General features: G+C 70.3%; 16 protein-coding genes. 7 read left to right on the top strand and 9 right to left on the bottom strand.

Features of this window, described 5'->3' with window-relative positions:
- Nucleotides 1-66: 66 nt before the first annotated feature.
- Complete coding sequence (locus NGJ44_RS15125; RefSeq protein ID WP_053245930.1) at nt 67-1,833, bottom strand: glutamine--tRNA ligase/YqeY domain fusion protein; 1,767 nt, start codon at nt 1,831-1,833, stop codon at nt 67-69.
- Between the two features lie 197 nt (nt 1,834-2,030).
- Between NGJ44_RS15125 and NGJ44_RS15120 the strand changes: the two genes are divergently transcribed.
- Complete coding sequence (locus NGJ44_RS15120) at nt 2,031-3,374, top strand: cytochrome ubiquinol oxidase subunit I (RefSeq protein WP_251864423.1); 1,344 nt, start codon at nt 2,031-2,033, stop codon at nt 3,372-3,374.
- A complete protein-coding gene (locus NGJ44_RS15115) occupies nt 3,371-4,432 on the top strand; it encodes a cytochrome d ubiquinol oxidase subunit II (protein WP_251864422.1) in 1,062 nt (353 codons plus the stop codon). Before NGJ44_RS15120 ends, NGJ44_RS15115 begins: the two co-directional genes overlap by 4 nt.
- 14 nt (nt 4,433-4,446) lie before the next feature.
- Here the strand turns inward: NGJ44_RS15115 and recQ are convergent, their stop codons facing one another.
- Nucleotides 4,447-6,276 carry a DNA helicase RecQ gene (gene recQ / locus NGJ44_RS15110; RefSeq protein ID WP_251864421.1) on the bottom strand — a complete coding sequence of 610 codons (1,830 nt, stop codon included), beginning with the start codon at nt 6,274-6,276 and terminating at the stop codon, nt 4,447-4,449.
- A 110-nt stretch (nt 6,277-6,386) separates the two neighbouring features.
- Nucleotides 6,387-7,694, bottom strand: coding sequence for a fimbria/pilus outer membrane usher protein (locus NGJ44_RS15105; protein ID WP_251864420.1), 1,308 nt, complete (start codon nt 7,692-7,694; stop codon nt 6,387-6,389).
- 218 nt (nt 7,695-7,912) lie between these two features.
- Here NGJ44_RS15105 and NGJ44_RS15100 point away from each other — a divergent pair, with 218 nt between their 5' ends.
- The 5 genes from NGJ44_RS15100 (at nt 7,913) to NGJ44_RS15080 (ending at nt 13,345) form a co-directional block, all read left to right on the top strand.
- Nucleotides 7,913-8,614 (top strand): response regulator, encoded by a 702-nt coding sequence (locus NGJ44_RS15100; RefSeq protein ID WP_251864419.1) that lies wholly within the window; start codon nt 7,913-7,915, stop codon nt 8,612-8,614.
- On the top strand, nt 8,614-10,095 hold the full coding sequence (gene risK, locus NGJ44_RS15095) for a sensor histidine kinase RisK (RefSeq protein ID WP_251864418.1): 1,482 nt from the start codon (nt 8,614-8,616) through the stop codon (nt 10,093-10,095). Before NGJ44_RS15100 ends, risK begins: the two co-directional genes overlap by 1 nt.
- A gap of 99 nt (nt 10,096-10,194) precedes the next feature.
- Nucleotides 10,195-11,268: a Holliday junction branch migration DNA helicase RuvB gene (ruvB, locus tag NGJ44_RS15090; protein WP_251864417.1), complete on the top strand. Its 1,074-nt coding sequence runs from the start codon at nt 10,195-10,197 to the stop codon at nt 11,266-11,268.
- Between the two features lie 72 nt (nt 11,269-11,340).
- Nucleotides 11,341-12,309 (top strand): threo-3-hydroxy-L-aspartate ammonia-lyase, encoded by a 969-nt coding sequence (locus NGJ44_RS15085; protein WP_053246008.1) that lies wholly within the window; start codon nt 11,341-11,343, stop codon nt 12,307-12,309.
- 106 nt (nt 12,310-12,415) lie between these two features.
- Nucleotides 12,416-13,345, top strand: a complete 930-nt coding sequence (locus tag NGJ44_RS15080) for a complex I NDUFA9 subunit family protein (protein WP_053246009.1) — start codon at nt 12,416-12,418, stop codon at nt 13,343-13,345.
- A 51-nt stretch (nt 13,346-13,396) separates the two neighbouring features.
- Here the strand turns inward: NGJ44_RS15080 and ruvA are convergent, their stop codons facing one another.
- The 6 genes from ruvA to NGJ44_RS15050 all read right to left on the bottom strand — a co-directional run bounded on the left by ruvA (nt 13,397) and on the right by NGJ44_RS15050 (nt 18,932).
- Nucleotides 13,397-13,969 (bottom strand): Holliday junction branch migration protein RuvA, encoded by a 573-nt coding sequence (gene ruvA / locus NGJ44_RS15075; protein WP_251864416.1) that lies wholly within the window; start codon nt 13,967-13,969, stop codon nt 13,397-13,399.
- An 89-nt stretch (nt 13,970-14,058) separates the two neighbouring features.
- A complete protein-coding gene (gene ruvC, locus NGJ44_RS15070; RefSeq protein ID WP_251864415.1) occupies nt 14,059-14,607 on the bottom strand; it encodes a crossover junction endodeoxyribonuclease RuvC in 549 nt (182 codons plus the stop codon).
- On the bottom strand, nt 14,607-16,196 hold the full coding sequence (purH, locus tag NGJ44_RS15065) for a bifunctional phosphoribosylaminoimidazolecarboxamide formyltransferase/IMP cyclohydrolase (protein WP_251864414.1): 1,590 nt from the start codon (nt 16,194-16,196) through the stop codon (nt 14,607-14,609). The genes ruvC and purH overlap by 1 nt, the downstream gene beginning before the upstream one ends.
- 84 nt (nt 16,197-16,280) lie before the next feature.
- A complete protein-coding gene (locus NGJ44_RS15060) occupies nt 16,281-16,520 on the bottom strand; it encodes a helix-turn-helix domain-containing protein (protein WP_006217670.1) in 240 nt (79 codons plus the stop codon).
- Between the two features lie 35 nt (nt 16,521-16,555).
- A complete protein-coding gene (dusB, locus tag NGJ44_RS15055) occupies nt 16,556-17,656 on the bottom strand; it encodes a tRNA dihydrouridine synthase DusB (protein ID WP_251864438.1) in 1,101 nt (366 codons plus the stop codon).
- A 118-nt stretch (nt 17,657-17,774) separates the two neighbouring features.
- Nucleotides 17,775-18,932 (bottom strand): UbiH/UbiF/VisC/COQ6 family ubiquinone biosynthesis hydroxylase, encoded by a 1,158-nt coding sequence (locus tag NGJ44_RS15050; RefSeq protein ID WP_251864413.1) that lies wholly within the window; start codon nt 18,930-18,932, stop codon nt 17,775-17,777.
- Nucleotides 18,933-18,983: the final 51 nt, after the last annotated feature.

Raw genomic sequence — 18,983 nt, 5'->3', positions numbered from 1 at the left:
CGCCGCTTTCGTAGGGCCGGGCGGCGGCAGGCGGCCATGGACGGCCGGAGGGCGTCGGGCCCGGGCTCAGCCCTGGGCCCAGGAGTCGCGCAGCGTGACGATGCGGTTGAGCACGGGGGCCTCGGGGGTGGAGTCTTTCATGTCCGCCGTGAAATAGCCCAGCCGCTCGAACTGCCAGGTGGCGCCGGGCGCGGCCACGGTGCCCGGTTCCAGCCAGCCCGAGACGGTCTGCTTGGAGTCGGGGTTCAGGCAGGCGATGAAGTCCTTGTCGCCCGCGTCGGGGCGCGGGTCGGCGAACAGCCGGTCGTACAAGTGGATCTGCGCGGGCACGGCGTGCGCGGCGCTGACCCAGGTGATGTTGCCCTTGACCTTGACGCTGTCCGCGCCGGGCGTGCCGCTCTTGGTGTCGGGCAGGTATTCGGCCTGCACTTCCACCACTTCGCCGGCCTCGTTGCGGGTGAAGCCGGTGCAGCGCACCACATAGCCGTACTTCAGGCGCACGGTGTTGCCCGGGAACAGGCGGAAGTATTTCTTGGGCGCTTCCTCGCGGAAGTCGTCGCGTTCGATCCACAGCTCGCGCGAGAAGGGGAATTCGCGCTGGCCGGCCTGCGGATCGTGCGGGTTGCGCGGCGCGGTGCAGGTTTCGGTCTGCCCCTCGGGGTAGTTGGTGATGACCAGCTTGAGCGGGTCCAGCACCGCCACCGAGCGCGGCGCGACCGGGTCGAGATCGTCGCGCACGGCCTGCTCCAGCAGGCTGTAGTCGATGCGCGAGTCGGACTTGGACACGGCGGTGCGGTCGCAGAACAGCCGGATGGAGGACGGCGTATAGCCGCGTCGGCGCAGGCCGAAGATGGTGGGCATGCGCGGATCGTCCCAGCCGTCCACGTGGCCTTCGCGCACGAGCTGCAGCAGCTTGCGCTTGCTGGTGACGACGTAGCTCAGGTTCAGCCGCGCGAATTCGTACTGGTGCGGCAGCGGCCGCGCCAGCTTGCCCAGCTCGGCCAGGCGCGCCAGGATCCAGTCGTAAAAGGGGCGCTGGTCTTCGAATTCCAGCGTGCACACGCTGTGCGTGATGCCTTCCAGCGCGTCTTCCACGGGGTGCGCCCAGCTGTACATGGGGTAGATGCACCACTGGTTGCCCGTGCGGTGGTGGGTGGCGTGGCGCACCCGGTACATTACGGGGTCGCGCAGGTTGATGTTGGGCGAGGCCATGTCGATCTTGGCGCGCAGCACCAGGCTGCCGTCGGGATGCTTGCCGTCGCGCATCTCGCGCAGCAGGGCCAGCGACTCGGCCGCGGGGCGGTTGCGCCACGGGGAATCGACGCCCGGTTCGGTCAGCGTGCCGCGGTTGGCGCGGATCTCGTCGGCGCTCTGTTCGTCCACGTAGGCATGGCCCGCTTCCACCAGGGCTTCGGCGAATTCGTACATATAGCCGAAGTAGTCGCTGGCGAAATACAGGTTGTCGTTGCCGTCCGCCTTCCAGTCGAAGCCCAGCCAGTGCACGGCCTCGATGATGGCGTCCACGTATTCCTGGTCTTCCTTCTCCGGGTTGGTGTCGTCGAAACGCAGGTGGCACACGCCGCCGAAATCGCGCGCCAGCCCGAAATTGACGCAGATGCTCTTGGCGTGCCCGATGTGCAGGTAGCCGTTGGGCTCCGGCGGAAAGCGCGTGCGGATGCGGGCCGGATCGGGCCGGCCCTGCGCCTGCACCGACGCCGGTCCGGGCTTGCCGGCCCAGAGCTTGCCCTGGAACCGGTCGGCCTTCAGGTCGTCCTCGACGATATGGAGCAGGAAATTCGATGCGGCGGGCGGTGGCGTCGTGGCGGAGGTCATTCTGGAAAGAATAGGAAAAAGCAGCGACAAAGCGTCAATTTTGCCACGTTCCGGCGTTTGCGCCCCGGCCGCCCGCCGCCCCGGCGCTCCCGCCCGGCGGTAACAGGCTCTACACTTAGGGCCATCGAAAAAAGGGAAGGACCACGCATGAGACTGCAACAAGGCGGCCACCCCGGCGCCGCGGAACACTGACACGCATGGATATTTCGACGCTATCGCTGGCGCGCACGCAATTCGTCGCCAGCCTGAGCTTCCTGGCGCTCTTTCTCGCTGTTTCCCTTTCGCTTGCCTGGGTCCTGCTGTTCTTCAAGATCCGCGCCCGCATGACCGGCCTGCCGGGCTGGACGGCGGCCTACCGCTTCTGGGTGCGCATCTTCGCCCTGGCCTTCGTGCTCGCGCTGGCCTCCAGCGTGCCCGTGCTGATCCAGCTCGGCAGCCTGTGGGCCGGCCTCATGGACAAGATCGGCAACGTGGCCGGGCCGCTCCTCGGTTTCGGCATCCTGTCGGTGTTCGTGCTGAAGTCCTGCTTCCTGGGCGTCATGCTGTTCGGGCAGCGCCGCGTATCCGACCTGGCGCACACCCTGGCGGTGTTCATGGTGGCGCTGGGCCAGGTGGTGGCGGTGTTCTGGGTGGTGGCCCTGCAATCCTGGATGCAGACTCCGGCGGGCGCGCTGCTGGTGGACGGCCGCTACCAGGTGTACGACTGGGTGGCCGTGGTGTTCAATCCTTCGCTGGGCTGGCGCATGGGCACGGTGCTCGTGGGCGCGGCGCTGGCCACCGCCTTCCTGATGCTGGGCGTGACGGCCTTGCAGGCGCTGCGCCGCCCGTTGGGCGATGGCGAGCGCTGCACCTTCAAGACCGGGCTGGTGGTCGCGCTGGTGGCCACCATGCTCCAGTTCCCGGTGGCGGCGGGCTCGGGCAAGCTCATGGCCCGGCTCCAGCCGGCCAAGGCGGCCGCCGCCGCGGGCTACTGGGAGAGCGGGCCCGAGCCCGCGCTGGTGCTGCTGGGCTGGCCCGACGCGCGCGCCCGCGCCAATGAGGCCGACATCACGTTCCACGGCATGGGCGGTGCCTGGCTGCACCGCGACGAAGACGGCCGTTACCGCGGCCTGGACAAGTATTCGGGCATGCTGCCGCCGGTGGCGCTGACGTTCTGGTCGCTGCGCGTGGCGGCATTGCTGGCCCTGCTCATGACGCTGGCCGCCTGGCTCACGTTTTTCCGGGTCTGGCGCCGCGGCCTGGACCCCGCCGCGCTTTCGCCGGGGTGGCACCGCATGCTGCGCGGCATGATGTTCTCGGGCGGGCTGTCCGTGGTGGCGGGCTGGTGGGTGTCCATCATCGGGCTGCAGCCTTTCGCGGTGAACGGCACCGTTACCCAGACCGAGATTCTTGGCCAGGCTTCCACCGCCGCCGTGCTGTACGGAATGGCGGGCTACGCCGTGCTCTACGCGTTGCTGCTGGCCGCGTTCGCCGGCATGCTGTTCCATGCGGCGCGCTATGGCGTGGTGCCGGTGCGCAAACCCGGAGGAGGTTCTCCATGATCGCCATGCTGGCCGCTTCGCAGGGCCTGAATCCCGACGACCCCTCTTTCTGGATGCCGCTGGCCTTCCTGGCGATGCTGTTCGCCGTGATCGCCGCCGGCCTCGTGCTCGACGGCTTCGACCTCGGCGTGGGCATCCTGGTCCAGCTTGCGCCGGCCGAGGAGCGCGGGCGCATGATGGGGCTGCTCAGCCCCTGGCGCGACGCCAACGAATTCTGGATGCTGCTGGGGCTGGGGCTGTTCGCCGCGGCCTTTCCGTTCGCCTGGGGCGCGGTGCTGGGCAAGCTCTACGGCCCGCTCACGCTCATGGTGCTGGGCGTGGTGTTGCGCAGCGTGTCGTTCGAGTTCCGCATCCGGGCCCGCAACGAGCACAAGCCGCGCTGGATCTTCGGCTTCTGGGCGGGCTCGCTCATGACCGCATTCGGCCAGGGCATGCTGCTGGGCCGCATCGCCACCGGCTACCAGACCGATGCCGGCTACGGCTGGTTCGCCGTGTTCGTGGGCCTGTGCGCCGTGGCGGCCTACGTGCTGCTGGGCGCGGCCTGGCTGGTGATGCGGGTCGACGGCGAACTGCAGCGGCGCGCTTCCGGCTGGGCGCGCCACGCCATCCGCTGGACGGCGGTGGGCATGGTGGCGGTGGCCGTCACGCTGGGCCTGGCCAACGCCGGCATTTTCTACAAATGGAGCAACATCGCCCACCTGGGCGTGGCGGCCACGGTCTGGGTGCTGATGCTGGCGGGCTACGTGGCGGCGGAAATGCTGCTGGCGCGCCTGCCCGGCCGCGCCGAGCGCTTTAGCTGGCTGCCGTTCGTACTGTGCGTGGGGCTTTTCCTGCTGATGCTCAGCGGCCTGGCCTACAGCCTGTTTCCCTATCTCATCCTGGACGACATGACGATCTGGGACGGCGTGGGCGCGCTGGGCTCGATGCGCCTGGTGATGGCGGGGGCCGTGATCGGCATCCCCGTCGTGCTGGTGTTCAACATCCTGGCCTACCGCTCGGTGTTCGGCAAGGAGCGCGCGCCCGTGCCGCTGCTCCCGCCTCCCGCCGAATCGCGCTGAGCGCGGCGGCTCGGTCAGAGCACCGGCCGCGCCACGCGCTGCAGGATTTCCTCGCCGTACGCTTCCAGCTTGCGCGCGCCCACCCCGCTGATGCGGCTGAGCGCTTCCATGGAGTCCGGCTGCGCCAGCGCGATTTCCCGCAGCGTGGCGTCGTGGAAAATGACGTAGGCGGGCACGCCGTGGTTCTTGGCCACTTCGCCGCGCCAGGCCCGCAGGGCCTCGAAAACGGGCTGCAGCTCCGGCGGCAGGTCCACCACCGCCGCCTTGGCGCGGCCGCCGGCCGTCTTGCCCGAGCGGGCCTTCTTTTCGGGCTCGCGCCGCAGCATGAGCTGGCGTTCGCCCTTGAGCACGGCGCGGCTGCCCTCGGTGAGGGCGAGCGTGCCGTAGCCTTCGTGGTCCACCGTGAGCAGCCCCTGCGCCAGCAGCTGGCGCAGCACGCCGCGCCAGGCGGTTTCGCTCAGGTCCTGGCCCACGCCGAACACGGACAGGGTGTCGTGGCCGTGCTGGCGGGTGCGGTCGGTGACCTTGCCGCGCAGGATATCGATGATGTGGCCCGCGCCGTAGCGCTGGCCGCGCTCTTTCCAGAGCCGGTAGACCGCCGACAGCACCTTCTGGGCCGCGACCGTGCCGTCCCAGGCCTGGGGCGGCTCCAGGCATACGTCGCAGTTGCCGCAGGGGCCGATCTGCTGGCCGAAATAGGCCAGCAGCCGCATGCGGCGGCATTCCACGGTTTCGCACAGCCCCAGCATGGCGTCGAGCTGCTGCCCCAGGCGGCGGCGATAGATCTCGTCGCCCGGGGACTCGTCGATCATGCGGCGCTGCTGCACCACGTCCTGCAGCCCATAGGCCAGCCAGGCCGTGGCGGGCAGGCCGTCGCGGCCCGCGCGCCCGGTTTCCTGGTAATAGCCTTCCACCGACTTGGGCAGGTCGATGTGCGCCACGAAGCGCACGTCCGGCTTGTCGATGCCCATGCCGAACGCAATGGTGGCCACCATGACCACGCCGTCTTCGCGCAGAAAGCGCGCCTGGTTGGCGGCCCGCACCTGCGGGCTCAGGCCGGCGTGGTAGGGCATGGCGTCGATGCCCTGGCCGCACAGGAAATCGGCGGTTTCCTCGACCCGGGCCCGCGACAGGCAGTACACCACGCCGGAATCGCCCTCGTGCTCGCTGCGGATCATTTCGAGCAGCTGCTTGCGCACCTCGTTCTTTTCCACGATGCGGTAGCGGATGTTGGGCCGGTCGAAACTCGACACGAAGTGGCGGGCGTCGTCCAGGGCCAGGCGCTGCGCGATCTCGGTCCGGGTGGCGGCTGTGGCGGTCGCGGTGAGCGCGATGCGCGGCACGTCGGGCCAGCGCTCGTGCAGCGTGGACAGGCCCAGGTATTCCGGCCGGAAGTCGTGCCCCCACTGGGACACGCAGTGCGCTTCGTCGATGGCGAAGAGCGCGATGCGGCCGCGGTCCAGCAGCTGCATGCAGCGGTCGGTGAGCAGGCGTTCGGGCGCCACGTAGAGCAGGTCCAGCTCGCCGGCCAGGAAAGCCTGTTCCACCTCGCGGGCCACACGCCAGTCCTGCGTGGAATTGAGGTAGGCCGCCCGCACGCCGAGCTCGGTCAGGGCGTCGACCTGGTCTTGCATGAGGGCGATGAGGGGCGAGACGACCACGCCCGTGCCTTCGCGCACCAGCGCGGGAATCTGGTAGCACAGCGATTTGCCGCCGCCCGTGGGCATGAGCACCAGCGCGTCGCCGCCGCCGATCACCTGTTCGACAATGGCCTGCTGGTCGCCGCGGAAGGATTCGTAACCGAAAACGCGCTGGAGGATGTCGAGGGCGCGCGGGTCAGACATGGAGGTAGGGCGGAAGCATCATGGCGGGGATTTTAAGCCGCATTTGCGCCGGACCGCCCATGAAGGAGAGGTTTCCGTCTTCCGGGCGGTTCCGGCCGCGGCCCGGGCGGCTACCAGTTGAGCCAGGTGCCCCGCATGAAGGTATCCACCGGCATGCTGAGATTGGCGCGCCATTCGTAGTTGCCGCTGATGATGTCGCGATCCGCGCCCACGGCCAGTTGCACCTTGGGCGCCACGAACATGCTGTGCGAAATGCCCAGCCGTTCCTCGGCCAGGGCCGAGCCTTCGCGCAGGCCCGAGTAGGTGCCGCTCAGGGTGCCCCAGCCGGAGATCGGGATGCCCGCCGACAGGGTGTTGCGCGTCTGCGGCGCGCCGGCCACGCCGCCGGTGTACGAGGCGATGTCGCCGAAGCCCGCGCCGATCTGTTCGTTCACGTAGCCCAGGTTGACCGCGTCGGCCACGTCCACGCTGTAGCCGAAGCGGTAGCGCCAGGCGTTGCTGGCGTCGAAGGTGCTTTCGGTGGCGCCGACCTGGAAGGTGCCGTAGCCGGCCGTTTTGTAGGTGGTGCCCAGCCCGCGGCTCGTGAGCGAGGGGGCGCTCTGCATCTGTCCCTCGACCGTGAGCGACGGCGTCAGCCCGTAGCGCACGCTGCCGGTCCCGACTGAGGCGCCGTAGTCCACGGCGCCGGACTGGGCATTGGGGTCCATGAGGTTGAGCCGCCCGATCGAGGAGGAATAGCCCAGGCTGCCTTCGGGCAGCGTGGCCGACGCGCCCGCCCAATTGGAGATCTGGATGCCGCCTAGCGGCGCGGCGCTGCCCCAGGCGGGCGCGTTGGTGTTGAGGTTGCCCACCGTGACCGAGGGGCCGTCCGGGCTGCGGTAGTTCCAGTTGCGGTCGCCGTAGCGCAGCCCTTCCTGGCTGCTGACCGAGGCAAACCAGGGACGGGTCGGACGGGATACGCCCGAGATCACCACCACCGGCGGGCGCGGCACGTCGCCGCTTTCCAGTCCCAGGGAATACACAGGCGGGGGCTGGGCGCCGACGGCGTCGGGGTCGGAACAGTTCAGGGGGCCGGCCTCGGGCGGCGGGAACACCGGCTCTCCCGACAGGCCGGGCCCGGTGCCGGGGATTTCCATGTCGCCCCCGCCGCGCACCGAATTGTCCAGGGCCGGCTCCGCGGCCTGCAGGTCGCAGGGCATGGGGTCCAGCGGCACGGCGCGCGCCCGGATGTCCACGGCGGGACGCACCGGCACGGGCTGGACGGGGGCCAGCACGCCGATGCCGCTCGCGACGTAGACGGCCGCGTCCGGAGCGCGGGCCTCGCCGGGCGCGCTGGCGGCGGGCAGCGCGCAGCAGATCAGGCTGGCGGAAAATAGGGCGCGGAACAGCCGAACGCCCCGGAATGCAGGAACGGCCATGACTACACTGTATTAGGGAAGGGCGCGCAGGTGTAAACGAATGCCGGATGTCCGGCAAGGCGCGCGCCGCAGCGCGGCCCATTGTAGGTCGAGTCGGCGGCGCCCGTGGGATTCCGCCCTCGAGATCGCGAACCTTCCGGCAACATTGCGCAACAGCCGTATTTCAGTTGATTTCCCCCCTCTTGCCGTCCGGCGGCCGCGCCGCCACTATGGCGGATATGGAAAATCCGCATACCAAGCTGCTGGTCGTCGACGACGACCCGGCCCTGCGCCAGTTGCTGGCCGATTACCTCAACCGGCACGGCTACGACACCCTGCTCGCCCCCGACGCCAGCGACCTGCCCGCGCGCATCACGCGCTACGCGCCCGACCTGCTGGTGCTCGACCGCATGCTGCCCGGCGGCGACGGCGCCGACGCCTGCCGCCGCCTGCGCGAGCAGGGCGAAGACATCCCCGTCATCCTGCTCACCGCGCGCGACGAGGCGGTGGACCGCATCATCGGCCTGGAGGCCGGCGCCGATGACTACGTGGGCAAGCCTTTCGATCCGCGCGAACTCCTGGCCCGCATCGAGGCCGTGCTGCGCCGCAAGCGCGGGCCCTCGGCGCTCACCAAGGACTCGCCCGTCTCGTTCGGCCCCTTCGTCTTCGATCCTTCCACGCGCCAGCTCTCGCGCGACGGCGCGGTGGTCAAGCTGACGGGCGGTGAAATCAACCTGCTCGAGGCGCTGGTGCGCAACGCCGGCAAGCCGCTGTCGCGCGAGCGGCTGCTCGCGCTCGCGCGCGACGACGACGCCGGCGAGCGCAACGACCGCGCCATCGACATCGCCATCCTGCGGCTGCGCCGCGTGATCGAAGACGACCCCAAGCAGCCGCGCTGGATCCAGACGGTCTGGGGCATCGGCTACCGTTTCTCTCCCTGATGCGTTTTTCTCCCGGCCTGCTGGTGCCGCGCTCGCTGCGCACCCGCCTCATCCTGCTGGTCCTGGGCTCGGTGCTGCTGACCCAGGCCGCCACGCTGGTCACGGTTTCGTACTTCCGGCACAAGTTCATGGAAGACGTGGCCATCGGCTACATCGTCACCACCATCCGCACCCTGCGGGCGGCGGTGTCGCAGGTGCCCGCCGAAGACCGCGCGGAATTCGTGCGTTCGGCCTCGCAGAACCAGTGGCGGCTGTGGTCGCGGGTGCTGCCGGCCGAGGCGCGCCTGCAGCGCTTCAATGGCAGACGCCCGCCGCCTCCGCCCGATGAACGCGCCGGCGACGGCGGCGACCGCGGCGCGCAGGCCGGCGGCGACCGCGACGACGCCGAGCGGGCCATGCGCCGCCACCGGTACGAGAACGAGCCCGACGACATCCGGCGCGACCTGCGCGACCTGGTCCGCCAGCTCAACGAGCGCCTGAACGACGGCACCCGCGTGGCGCTCTCGCACGGTCCCACGCCGGAGATCTTCATTTCGCTGGCGCCCAATTCCGCCAGCGAGGACGTTCCGCGCCTGCGCGAATGGCTCGTGATCCCGCTCGAGCGCCTGGACCCGCCCGTGGCCATGCCGTTTGTCGCCGCCTGGCTGGGCGGGCTGGGCCTGCTGCTGCTGCTGGCGGTGGGCTTCTCGTGGCATATCACCCGCCCGCTCACGCGCCTGGCCGATGCCGCCGACCGCCTGGCGGCGGGGCAGCCCCAGCGCGTGGAGCCATCCGGCCCGCACGAGACGCGGGCGCTGGGCGAGCGCTTCAACGCCATGCTCGACGCGCTGGCCGAATCCGATTCGGTGCGCCGCACCCTGCTCTCCGGCCTGCCCCACGATCTGAAGGGGCCGCTGTCGCGCATGTGGCTGCGGGTCGAGCTGGCCGACGACTCCGACCTCAAGGAAGGGCTGCGCACCGATCTGCGCGACATGCAGCACATGGTGGACCAGTTCATCGGTTTCGTGCGCGGCACGGACCCGGCCGCCTATCGCTATGCGCCCATGGCGCTGGGCGACTGGCTGGCCGAGCGCGTGGGCGCCTGGCAGGGCGCGGGCACCGACGTGCGGTTGCACATGGACGAAGAGCCGGGGCTCACGGTGCAGGCCGACGCGGTCGCGCTCGGGAGGCTGCTCGACAATCTCATCGGCAACGCGCTCAACCATGCCCGGCCGCCGGTCGAGATCCACCTGCGCCGCGAAGGCCGCGAGGCCGTGCTGGACGTGGCCGACCACGGGGAGGGCATCGCGCCCGAGCGCCGGCTCGAAGCCCTGCGCCCGTTCAGCCGGCTCGACGATGCCCGCACCCGCACCGGCAGCGTGGGCCTGGGCCTGGCGCTGGCCGAAGCCATCGCGCGCGCGCACGGCGGGTCGCTGGAGCTGCGCCAGGCCGAGTCCGGCGGGCTGTGCGTGCGCGTCCGCCTGCCGCTGGCCGAAAACTAGGGCCTGTACGCCCCGCCGGCCGCGCCCGTCCGGCGGGGCGCGCCGCGGCCCGCATTACGGTACGATGCTTGCTGCATTCATCATCGCCGTTCCCGCAACATGGCCATACAGTCCGATTCCCTCTCTACCCGCGCCGACACTGCCCGCATCGTGACGCCGCAACCGGTGTCGTCCAACGAGGAGTCCATCGAACGCGCCCTGCGCCCGAAGGCGCTGCAGGAGTACGTCGGCCAGCAGCGCGCGCGCGAGCAGCTTGAGATCTTCATCGCCGCCGCCCGCCAGCGCGGCGAGGCCCTGGACCACGTCCTGCTCTTCGGCCCGCCCGGGCTGGGCAAGACCACGCTGGCCCACATCATCGCGCACGAAATGGGGGTGCAGCTGCGCCAGACGTCCGGCCCGGTGCTGGAGCGCCCGGGCGACCTGGCCGCGCTGCTCACCAATCTCGAGAAGAACGACGTGCTGTTCATCGACGAGATTCACCGGCTGTCGCCGGTGGTCGAGGAAATTCTGTATCCGGCGCTGGAGGATTTCCAGATCGACATCCTCATCGGCGAAGGCCCGGCCGCGCGCAGCGTCAAGCTGGACCTGCAGCCCTTCACGCTGGTGGGCGCCACCACGCGCGCCGGCATGCTGACCAATCCGCTGCGCGACCGTTTCGGCATCGTCTCGCGCCTGGAGTTCTACGACGCTGCCGACCTGGGCCGCATCGTGACGCGCAGCGCGGGCCTGCTCAACGCCGCCATCACGCCCGAGGGCGCGGCCGAGGTCGCGCGCCGCGCGCGCGGCACGCCGCGCATCGCCAACCGCCTGCTGCGCCGCGTGCGCGACTACGCGGAGGTCAAGGCGGGCGGCCTCATCGACGCCGATGTGGCGGGCCGGGCGCTTTCCATGCTGGAGGTGGACCCGCAGGGCCTGGACCTGATGGACCGCAAGCTGCTGGAAGCCATCGTCCACAAGTTCGACGGCGGGCCGGTGGGCGTGGACAGCCTGGCCGCCGCCATCGGCGAAGAGCGCGACACCATCGAGGACGTCATCGAGCCCTACCTGATCCAGCACGGCTACCTGCAGCGCACGCCGCGCGGCCGCACCGCCACGCTGACCACCTGGCGCCACCTGGGCCTCACGCCGCCCGCCGGCGCGGCCAGCGCGAGCGGCGACCTGTTCGGCAAGTAGGCCGTCCGCGCCGGCGCCAGGCGGGTTTATCATCGCAGGGTTTCCGTACCCGCGATTCAAGGACCGATCTCCATGCAGCAGCCCGAACTGCCTTCCTATGACGACGTCGTGCGCGCCAGCGAGCGCCTGGCCGGCAACGCGCATCGCACGCCGGTGCTCACCTCCGCCACGGCGAACGCCGTCGCCGGAGCGCAGGTCTTCTTCAAGTGCGAAAACTTCCAGCGCATGGGCGCCTTCAAGTTCCGCGGCGGCTACAACGCCATCGCGCGCCTGACGCCCGGTCAGCGCGCCGCCGGCGTGCTGACGTTCTCGTCCGGCAACCACGCGCAGGCCATCGCGCTGGCTTCGCGGCTGCAGGGCGTGCAGGCCACCATCATCATGCCCCTGGACGCGCCCGCGGCCAAGCGCGCCGCCACCGAAGGCTATGGCGGCAAGATCGTCACCTATGACCGCTACACGGAAGACCGCGAAGACATCGCGCGCCGCATCCAGGCCGAAACCGGCGCCACGCTGATCCCGCCCTACGACCACGCCGACGTGATCGCCGGCCAGGGCACGGCCGCCAAGGAGCTGTTCGAGGAAGTCGGCGAACTGGACTACCTGTTCGTCTGTCTGGGCGGCGGCGGCCTGCTGTCGGGTTCGGCGCTCTCGGCCTACGCCCTCAGCCCGCGCTGCCTGGTGTACGGCGTGGAGCCCGAGGCCGGCAACGACGGCCAGCAATCGCTGCGCAAAGGCGAAATCGTCCGAATCCAGGCGCCCAAGACCCTGGCCGACGGCGCCGCCACCACGCATCTCGGGCATCTCACCTTCCCGCTCATCCAGAAGTACGTGCGCGACATCGTCACGGTCAAGGACGAGCAGCTCGTCTCCACCATGAAGTTCTTCGCCGAGCGCATGAAGATGGTGGTGGAGCCCACCGGCTGCCTGGCCGCGTCGGCCGTGCTGCAGAACGTGGTGCCGGTGCGCGGTGCGCGGGTCGGCGTCATCATCAGCGGCGGCAACGTCGACCTGGCGTCCTACGCCCGCCTGCTGGCTTCCTAGACGCATATCAGGCGCGAGCGGCGCGCCGGCGCCGTCCGCGCTTGCGGTTGTCGTCCACGCAGGGCAGAATCGGGCTTGAATCCCGACGCACGAGAGGGGCTGCTACATGCGTATTCTTGTCATCGGCGGCACCGGCTTCATCGGCCGTCATCTGGTGGCGCGCCTGAGCGCCGGCCAGCATCAGGTTCTGGTTCCCTCCCGCCTCTACGCGCGGGGGCGCGACCTGCAACTCTTGCCCACCGTCACGGTGCTGGAGGCCGATGTCCAGGACGACGCCACGCTCGACCGCCTGGCCGAGGGCTGTGATGCGGTGGTCAATCTGGCGGGCATTCTGCATGGAAACAGCGGCCGGCCCTACGGATCCGACTTCGCCCGCGTGCATGTGCACCTGCCGCAGCGCCTGGCGGCAGCCTGCCGGCGTCAGGGCGTGCGGCGCATGTTGCACATGAGCGCGCTGGGCGCGGATTCCGGCGGTCCCAGCATGTACCAGCGTTCCAAGGGCGACGGCGAAGCCGCCGTCAAGCAGGAATTCGCCGACTGGAACCCGCAAGGCTGGACCATCTTCCGCCCCTCCGTGGTCTTCGGCCCCGACGACAAGTTCACCAACCGCTTCGCCCGCCTGGCCCGCTGCCTGCCGGCGCTGCCCTTGGCGGGCGCCGGCGCGCGCATGCAGCCGGTCTACGTGGGCGACGTGGTCAAGGCCATGGAAACCGCGTTGACCGATTCCCACGCGGGCGGCAAGACATACGAACTCGGCGGTCCGCAGGTCTACACGCTGGGCGAGATCGCGCGGCTGTGCGCGGCCTGGGGCGGCCATCCGCGCCCGGTGCTGCCGGTGCCCATGGGCCTGGGGCGCCTGCAGGCGCGGCTGTTCGAGTGCATGCCGGGAGAGCCGCTGATGTCGCGCGACAATCTCGACTCGCTGCGCACCGACAACGTCTGCGCCGGGCCCATCGCGCCGGAGCTGCGCGTGGTGCCCACCGGGCTGGAGGCGGTGGCGCCCGGCTACCTGCGCGGCGGCACGCCGCTGCGCTGAAACGCGCGGCCCTGGCCGGTCGCCCTGGCCGGTCGCCCTGGCCGGTCGCCCTCAGCGCACCAGGGCCTTGAGGGCGAGCTTGATGCCTTCCGACACGCCCACGCCTTCGGGCAGGTTCTTCAGGGCGGCGAGCGATTCCTTTTCCGAATAGCCCAGCGCCAGCAGCGCGTTCAGGATGTCCGACTGGCTGTCGGGCGCGGCATGGGGCGCGGCGCCGATGTCGGCGCCCAGCTTGCCGCGCATTTCCAGCAGCAGCCGTTCCGCGGTTTTCTTGCCGATGCCCGGCACGCGGGTCAGGCGGCCCGATTCCTGCAGCGTCACGGCCTGCGCCAGTTCGGCCACCGAGAGCCCCGACAGCACCGCGAGCGCGGTGCGCGCGCCGATGCCGCTGACCTTGATGAGCTCGCGGAACGCCCCGCGCTCGGCCGCGGTGCCGAAGCCATACAGGATGTGGGCGTCTTCGCGCACGGTGAGGTGGGTATAGAGCGTCACGCGCGCGCCCGTCTCGGGCAGCGCGTAGAGCGTGCTCATGGGCACGTCGATGTCATATCCCACGCCGTTGACGTCCACGCAGACGGTGGGCGGCAGTTTCTCGATCAGGGTTCCGGTAATGCGTCCGATCATGGCGGGTCCAGGCAGGGGAGGGGCCGCGGGCGCGGCGATGCCGCGATTCTATACAAAGCCGGGCGCCGGGGTTCCAGGGCGTGTTCGCCCTAGCCCACCAGGCGGCCGTTGCGCAGCCGCGTCCTGCCCGCCGCGCCCAGGCTGGCGCCCAGGCGTTCGAGCTTGCCCTGCAAGGGGCCCACGTGCGCGTGGCAGATGGCGCAGGCCAGCGCGTCGGCCGAGTCGGGCGCGGGCGCGCCGTCCAGCGACAGCAGGTGCTGCACCATCATCTGCACCTGTTCCTTGGCCGCGCGGCCCGTTCCCACCACGGCTTTCTTGATCTGCAGGGCGGTGTACTCGTGCACGTCCAGCGCGCTGTCGGCCAGCGCGCACAGGGCCGCGCCGCGGGCCTGGCCCAGCAGCAGGGTGGAAGCGGGGTTGGTGTTGAGAAAGACAATTTCGAGCGCGGCCACGTCGGGCCGCATGTCGCGCGCCACCTGGCGCAGGTTGTCCAGGATGACCTTGAGCCGCTCCGGCAGCGGCAGCGCGGGCGGGACCACGATGGTCCCGCTGGCCACGTAGCGCAGCCGCATGCCGTCGGCATCGATCACGCCGAAGCCGGTGCGGCGCAGGCCGGGATCGATGCCGAGGACGCGCATCAGTGGCGGAAGTGGCGGGTGCCGGTCAGCACCATGGCGATGCCGTGCTCGTCGGCGGCGGCGATGACTTCGTCGTCGCGCACGCTGCCGCCGGGCTGGATCACGCAGCTCGCGCCGGCCGCCACCACCACGTCCAGGCCGTCGCGGAACGGGAAGAAAGCGTCCGAGGCCACGGCCGAGCCCTGCAGGGTCAGGCCGGCGTTCTCCGCCTTGATGGAGGCGATGCGGGCGGAGTCGATGCGGCTCATCTGGCCCGCGCCCACGCCCAGCGTCATGCCGCCGCCCGTGAACACGATGGCGTTGGACTTGACGTACTTGGCCACCTTCCAGGCGAACATGAGATCGTTCATTTCCTGCTCGGTGGGCTGGCGCCGGGTCACCACCTTCAGCGCATCGCGCGGCACGTTGTAGGCGTCCGGGCTCTGCACCAGCCAGCCGCCGCCCACGCGCTTGACGTCGAACGCGTTCTGGCCCGTGCCCATGGGCACTTCCAGCACGCGCACGTTCTTCTTGGCGGCCAGGATGGCCAGCGCCGCGCCGTCATAGGCCGGCGCGAGCAGCACTTCCAGGAACTGCGCGCTGACGGCTTCCGCCGTGGCGGCGTCCACGGGGCGGTTGAACGCGATGATGCCGCCGAAGGCCGAGGTGGGATCGGTCTTGAAGGCTTTCTGGTAGGCATCCAGCGTGTTCTCGCCCACGGCCACGCCGCAGGGGTTGGCGTGCTTGACGATCACGCAGGTCGGCGCCTCGAAGCTGCGCGCGCATTCCCAGGCCGCGTCGGCGTCGGCGATATTGTTGTACGAAAGTTCCTTGCCCTGGAGCTGGCGGTAGTTGCCCAGCAGGCCGGCGTGACGCTCTCCGTCCACGTAGAAGGCGGCGGTCTGGTGCGGGTTTTCGCCATAGCGCAGCGCCTGCTGCTGCCTGACCTGGATGGTCAGCGTGCCCGGCCAGTCGTTGCGGGCGGGCGCGGCGTCCTGGGCGGGCTCGGGCTCGGCCAGGCTGCTCAGGTAGGCGGCGATGGCGCCGTCGTAGGCGGCGGTATGCGCGTACACCTTGGCCGCCAGCGCCAGGCGCAGGCCGTAGGAAGTCTTGCCGCCGTTGTCCATCTCGGCCAGCACGCGCGAGTAGTCGGCCGGGTCGATCACGACGGTCACGCCGCCGGCCTCGGTGCCGTGGTTCTTGGCGGCGGCGCGCAGCATGGCGGGGCCGCCGATGTCGATGTTCTCGACCGCGTCGGCAAACGTGCAGCCGGGCTTGGCGACGGTTTCGCGGAACGGGTACAGGTTGACCACCAGCATGTCGATGCGGTCGATGCCCGCCTGCTTGATGGTTTCCATGTGCTCAGCGCTGTCGCGGCGGGCCAGCAGGCCGCCATGGATCTTGGGGTGCAGCGTCTTGACGCGGCCGTCGAGGATTTCCGGCGAGCCGGTATGGGCGGCCACTTCCGTCACGGCGAGGCCGGCGTCGGCCAGCAGGCGGGCGGTGCCTCCCGTGGAAAGCAGGCGCACGCCGCGCGCGGCCAGGGCGCGGACGAATTCAACGATGCCGGTCTTGTCGGACACCGAGATCAGGGCGGTTTCGATTTTCATGATGGGGACGGAAGGAGGCGCGCGGGCCTTTCTCGTTCAGGTCGGATGGGAAATCGGAGGACGGCCGGAGCCGCCCGCGGAAAGCTATACCTGGATGTTGTGCGCCAGCAGCTTCTTGCGCAGCGTGTTGCGGGTGATGCCCAGCATTTCGGACGCCCGCGACTGGTTGCCGCCGGAGCGTTCCAGGGCCACTTCGAGCACCGGGCGCTCCACGCAGCGCATCACCATGTCCCACATGTCGTGGGGCTCGGATTCGCCCAAGTCTTCGAAATAGCGCTCCAGGCTGGCGCGCACGCATTCTTCCAGGACATCTTTCTTGCTCATGGGAGTACAGATATTTTTATGTTGGTGTTAGGCGGTTATGCCGCCAGCAGGGCGTTTGCGGCGGGCGCCGGATGAGTGCCGCCGCGCGTGATGCCGGACTGCCCGGCGCCGCCCGCAGGGGCGTCCGGGCCGTCCGCAGGGGGCCGGCCGGAGCCGGCCTCCTCTTGCAGGAGATCGAACCAGTCGGCCACGGCCCGCCACTGGTCGCGGGTGTTGTCGATCCGGTTCATGCGGGCGAGGAACGCGTCCGCGCCCGGCAGGCTTTCCAGGTACCAGCCTATGTGCTTGCGCGCCGTGCGCACGCCGGTGTGCTCGCCATAGAAGCGGTAGTGGTCGTCGAGATGTTCGAGCAGCAGCTCGCGCATTTCCGCATGGGTGGGCGGCGCCAGCGTCCGCCCGGTGCGCAGGTAGTGGTCGATCTCGCGGAAAATCCAGGGACGGCCTTGCGCGGCCCGGCCGATCATGACCGCATCGGCAGAAGTGTAATCCAGGACGCGCCGGGCTTTCTCGGGGGAATCGATGTCGCCGTTGGCGATCACGGGAATCCCGATCTCGGCCTTGACGGCGCGTATGGTGTCGTACTCGGCCTTGCCCGCGTACAGGTCGGCCCGGGTGCGGCCGTGCAGCGTCAGGGCGGCGATGCCGGCGTTCTCGGCCAGCCGGGCCACCCGCAACGCATTGCGGTTTTCGCGGTCCCAGCCGGTGCGGGTCTTGAGCGTGACCGGCACTCCCAGGGGGGCGCAGGCTTCGACCACCGCCTCCAGGATGCGCGCGATCAGGTCTTCGTGGCGCAGCAGCGCGGAGCCGGAGGCCACGTTGCACACCTTCTTGACCGGGCAGCCCATGTTGATGTCGATGATCTTCGCGCCTTTGTGCGCATTGAACACGGCGGCTTCCGCCATCATCGCGGGGTCCGCTCCCGCGATCTGCACCGAAACGGGGGCGATCTCGCCGTCGTGGTTGAGGCGGCGCGAGGTTTTGACGCTGTCCCAGAGCCTGGGATTGCTCGCCGCCATTTCGGACACGGCGTAACCCGCCCCCAGTTTCTTGCAAAGCTGGCGGAAAGGACGGTCCGTCACGCCCGCCATGGGCGCGACCAGAACGTTGTTGGGGAGAGTCCACGGGCCGATGCGCATGCTCACATTTTAACCGCCTCGATCCAACCCTCTTTTTTACCGTGCCGGCGGCCTGGTAACAGCCGCGGCCGCCGGAGGGCGGCGGCCCCCGCAAAGGGGGCCGTATCGGAAAGGGCCGTCAGGCGCGGAACCCTTGCAGCAGGTGGCGCGCGAGCGGCGCGCGCAGCCCGGCAGACAGATCCAGCGCCAGCAGCGCCAGCCCGCAGGCATGCTCCACCGGCGCCAGCCGGGTGGCGAAGACGCGCGGCATCAGGTCGGTGATGCCGGCGGTCAGGTAGCGGTCGAACTGGCGCGCGCCGGCGAATTCGTCCAGCGCAGGCGCGGGGCTGGCTTGCGGCGCCAGCAGCCAGGGAGCGAGCGCCTGCGCCAGGCGGGCGGCATCGCGCAGCCCCAGGTTGAGGCCCTGGCCGGCCACCGGATGCAGGGTCTGGGCGGCATTGCCGATGGCGACGGTGCGTCCCTGCACCTGGGCGCGGCGCGCGCTCAGGGCCAGCGGAAACACATGGCGCGGCGCCAGGGCATGGAGCCGCCCGAGGCGGTCGCCGAAAGCCTCCGTGAGCGCCCGCGAAAACGCCGCGTCGTCCAGCCCGGCCAGCTCGGCGGCGCGCGCCGGCGCGCTGCACCAGACCACCGAACAGGCGTCGGCCTGCTGGGGATGCGGCAGCAGGGCCAGCGGTCCTTCGGGGGTGAAGCGTTCCCAGGCCCAACCCGGGCGGGGCAGGGCGGCGCGCACGGTGGCGAGCACCGCGTGCTGGCCGTATTCGCGCCTGACATCCGGCGCGCCCGCCCCGTCGGACTGCACGGCCACGCGGCAGCGCAGGCGCGAGTCGCCCTGGACGATTTCGATGCCGTCGGCATCCTGGACGTCGATGCGCGCCGGCGGGCCCGAAAGCACGGTCACGCCGCTGGCGGCCACGCGCGCTTCGAGGTGCGCGTGCAGGCCCGCATAGGGCACCACGCTGCCCAGCTGCGGCACGCCGAAATCGGCGGCCTGGATGAGGGTGCGGCCCAGGCGGCCGCGCTGGGACACATGGATGTGGCGGATATCCGCCGAGCGCTCGGGCCACGCATGCAGCGACTCCAGCAGCACGCGGCTGCCCTGGTTCATGGCCAGCACGCGCGGGTCCGCCGCCGCCGGCGGAACGGCGCCCGGCGCGGCGCCCTGGACGAGCGCGATGCGGGCCGGGTCCGGCGCTTCGCGCGCCAGCATCAGAGCCAGTACCCGGCCCACCGGGCCGGCGCCGAGAATCGCGATGTCGAAGGCGGACGTAGTCATGCGGCGGATTTTACCCGCCCCCTCCCGCCGCGCCTGCCACTACAATGGGTC

Origin of the sequence: Achromobacter sp. Marseille-Q4962 (genome assembly GCF_943737005.1) — a bacterium.
GTDB lineage: Bacteria > Pseudomonadota > Gammaproteobacteria > Burkholderiales > Burkholderiaceae_B > Achromobacter.
The sequence above is the reverse complement of the archived record's forward strand: the minus strand, read 5'-3'. Positions and strand labels throughout refer to the sequence as shown.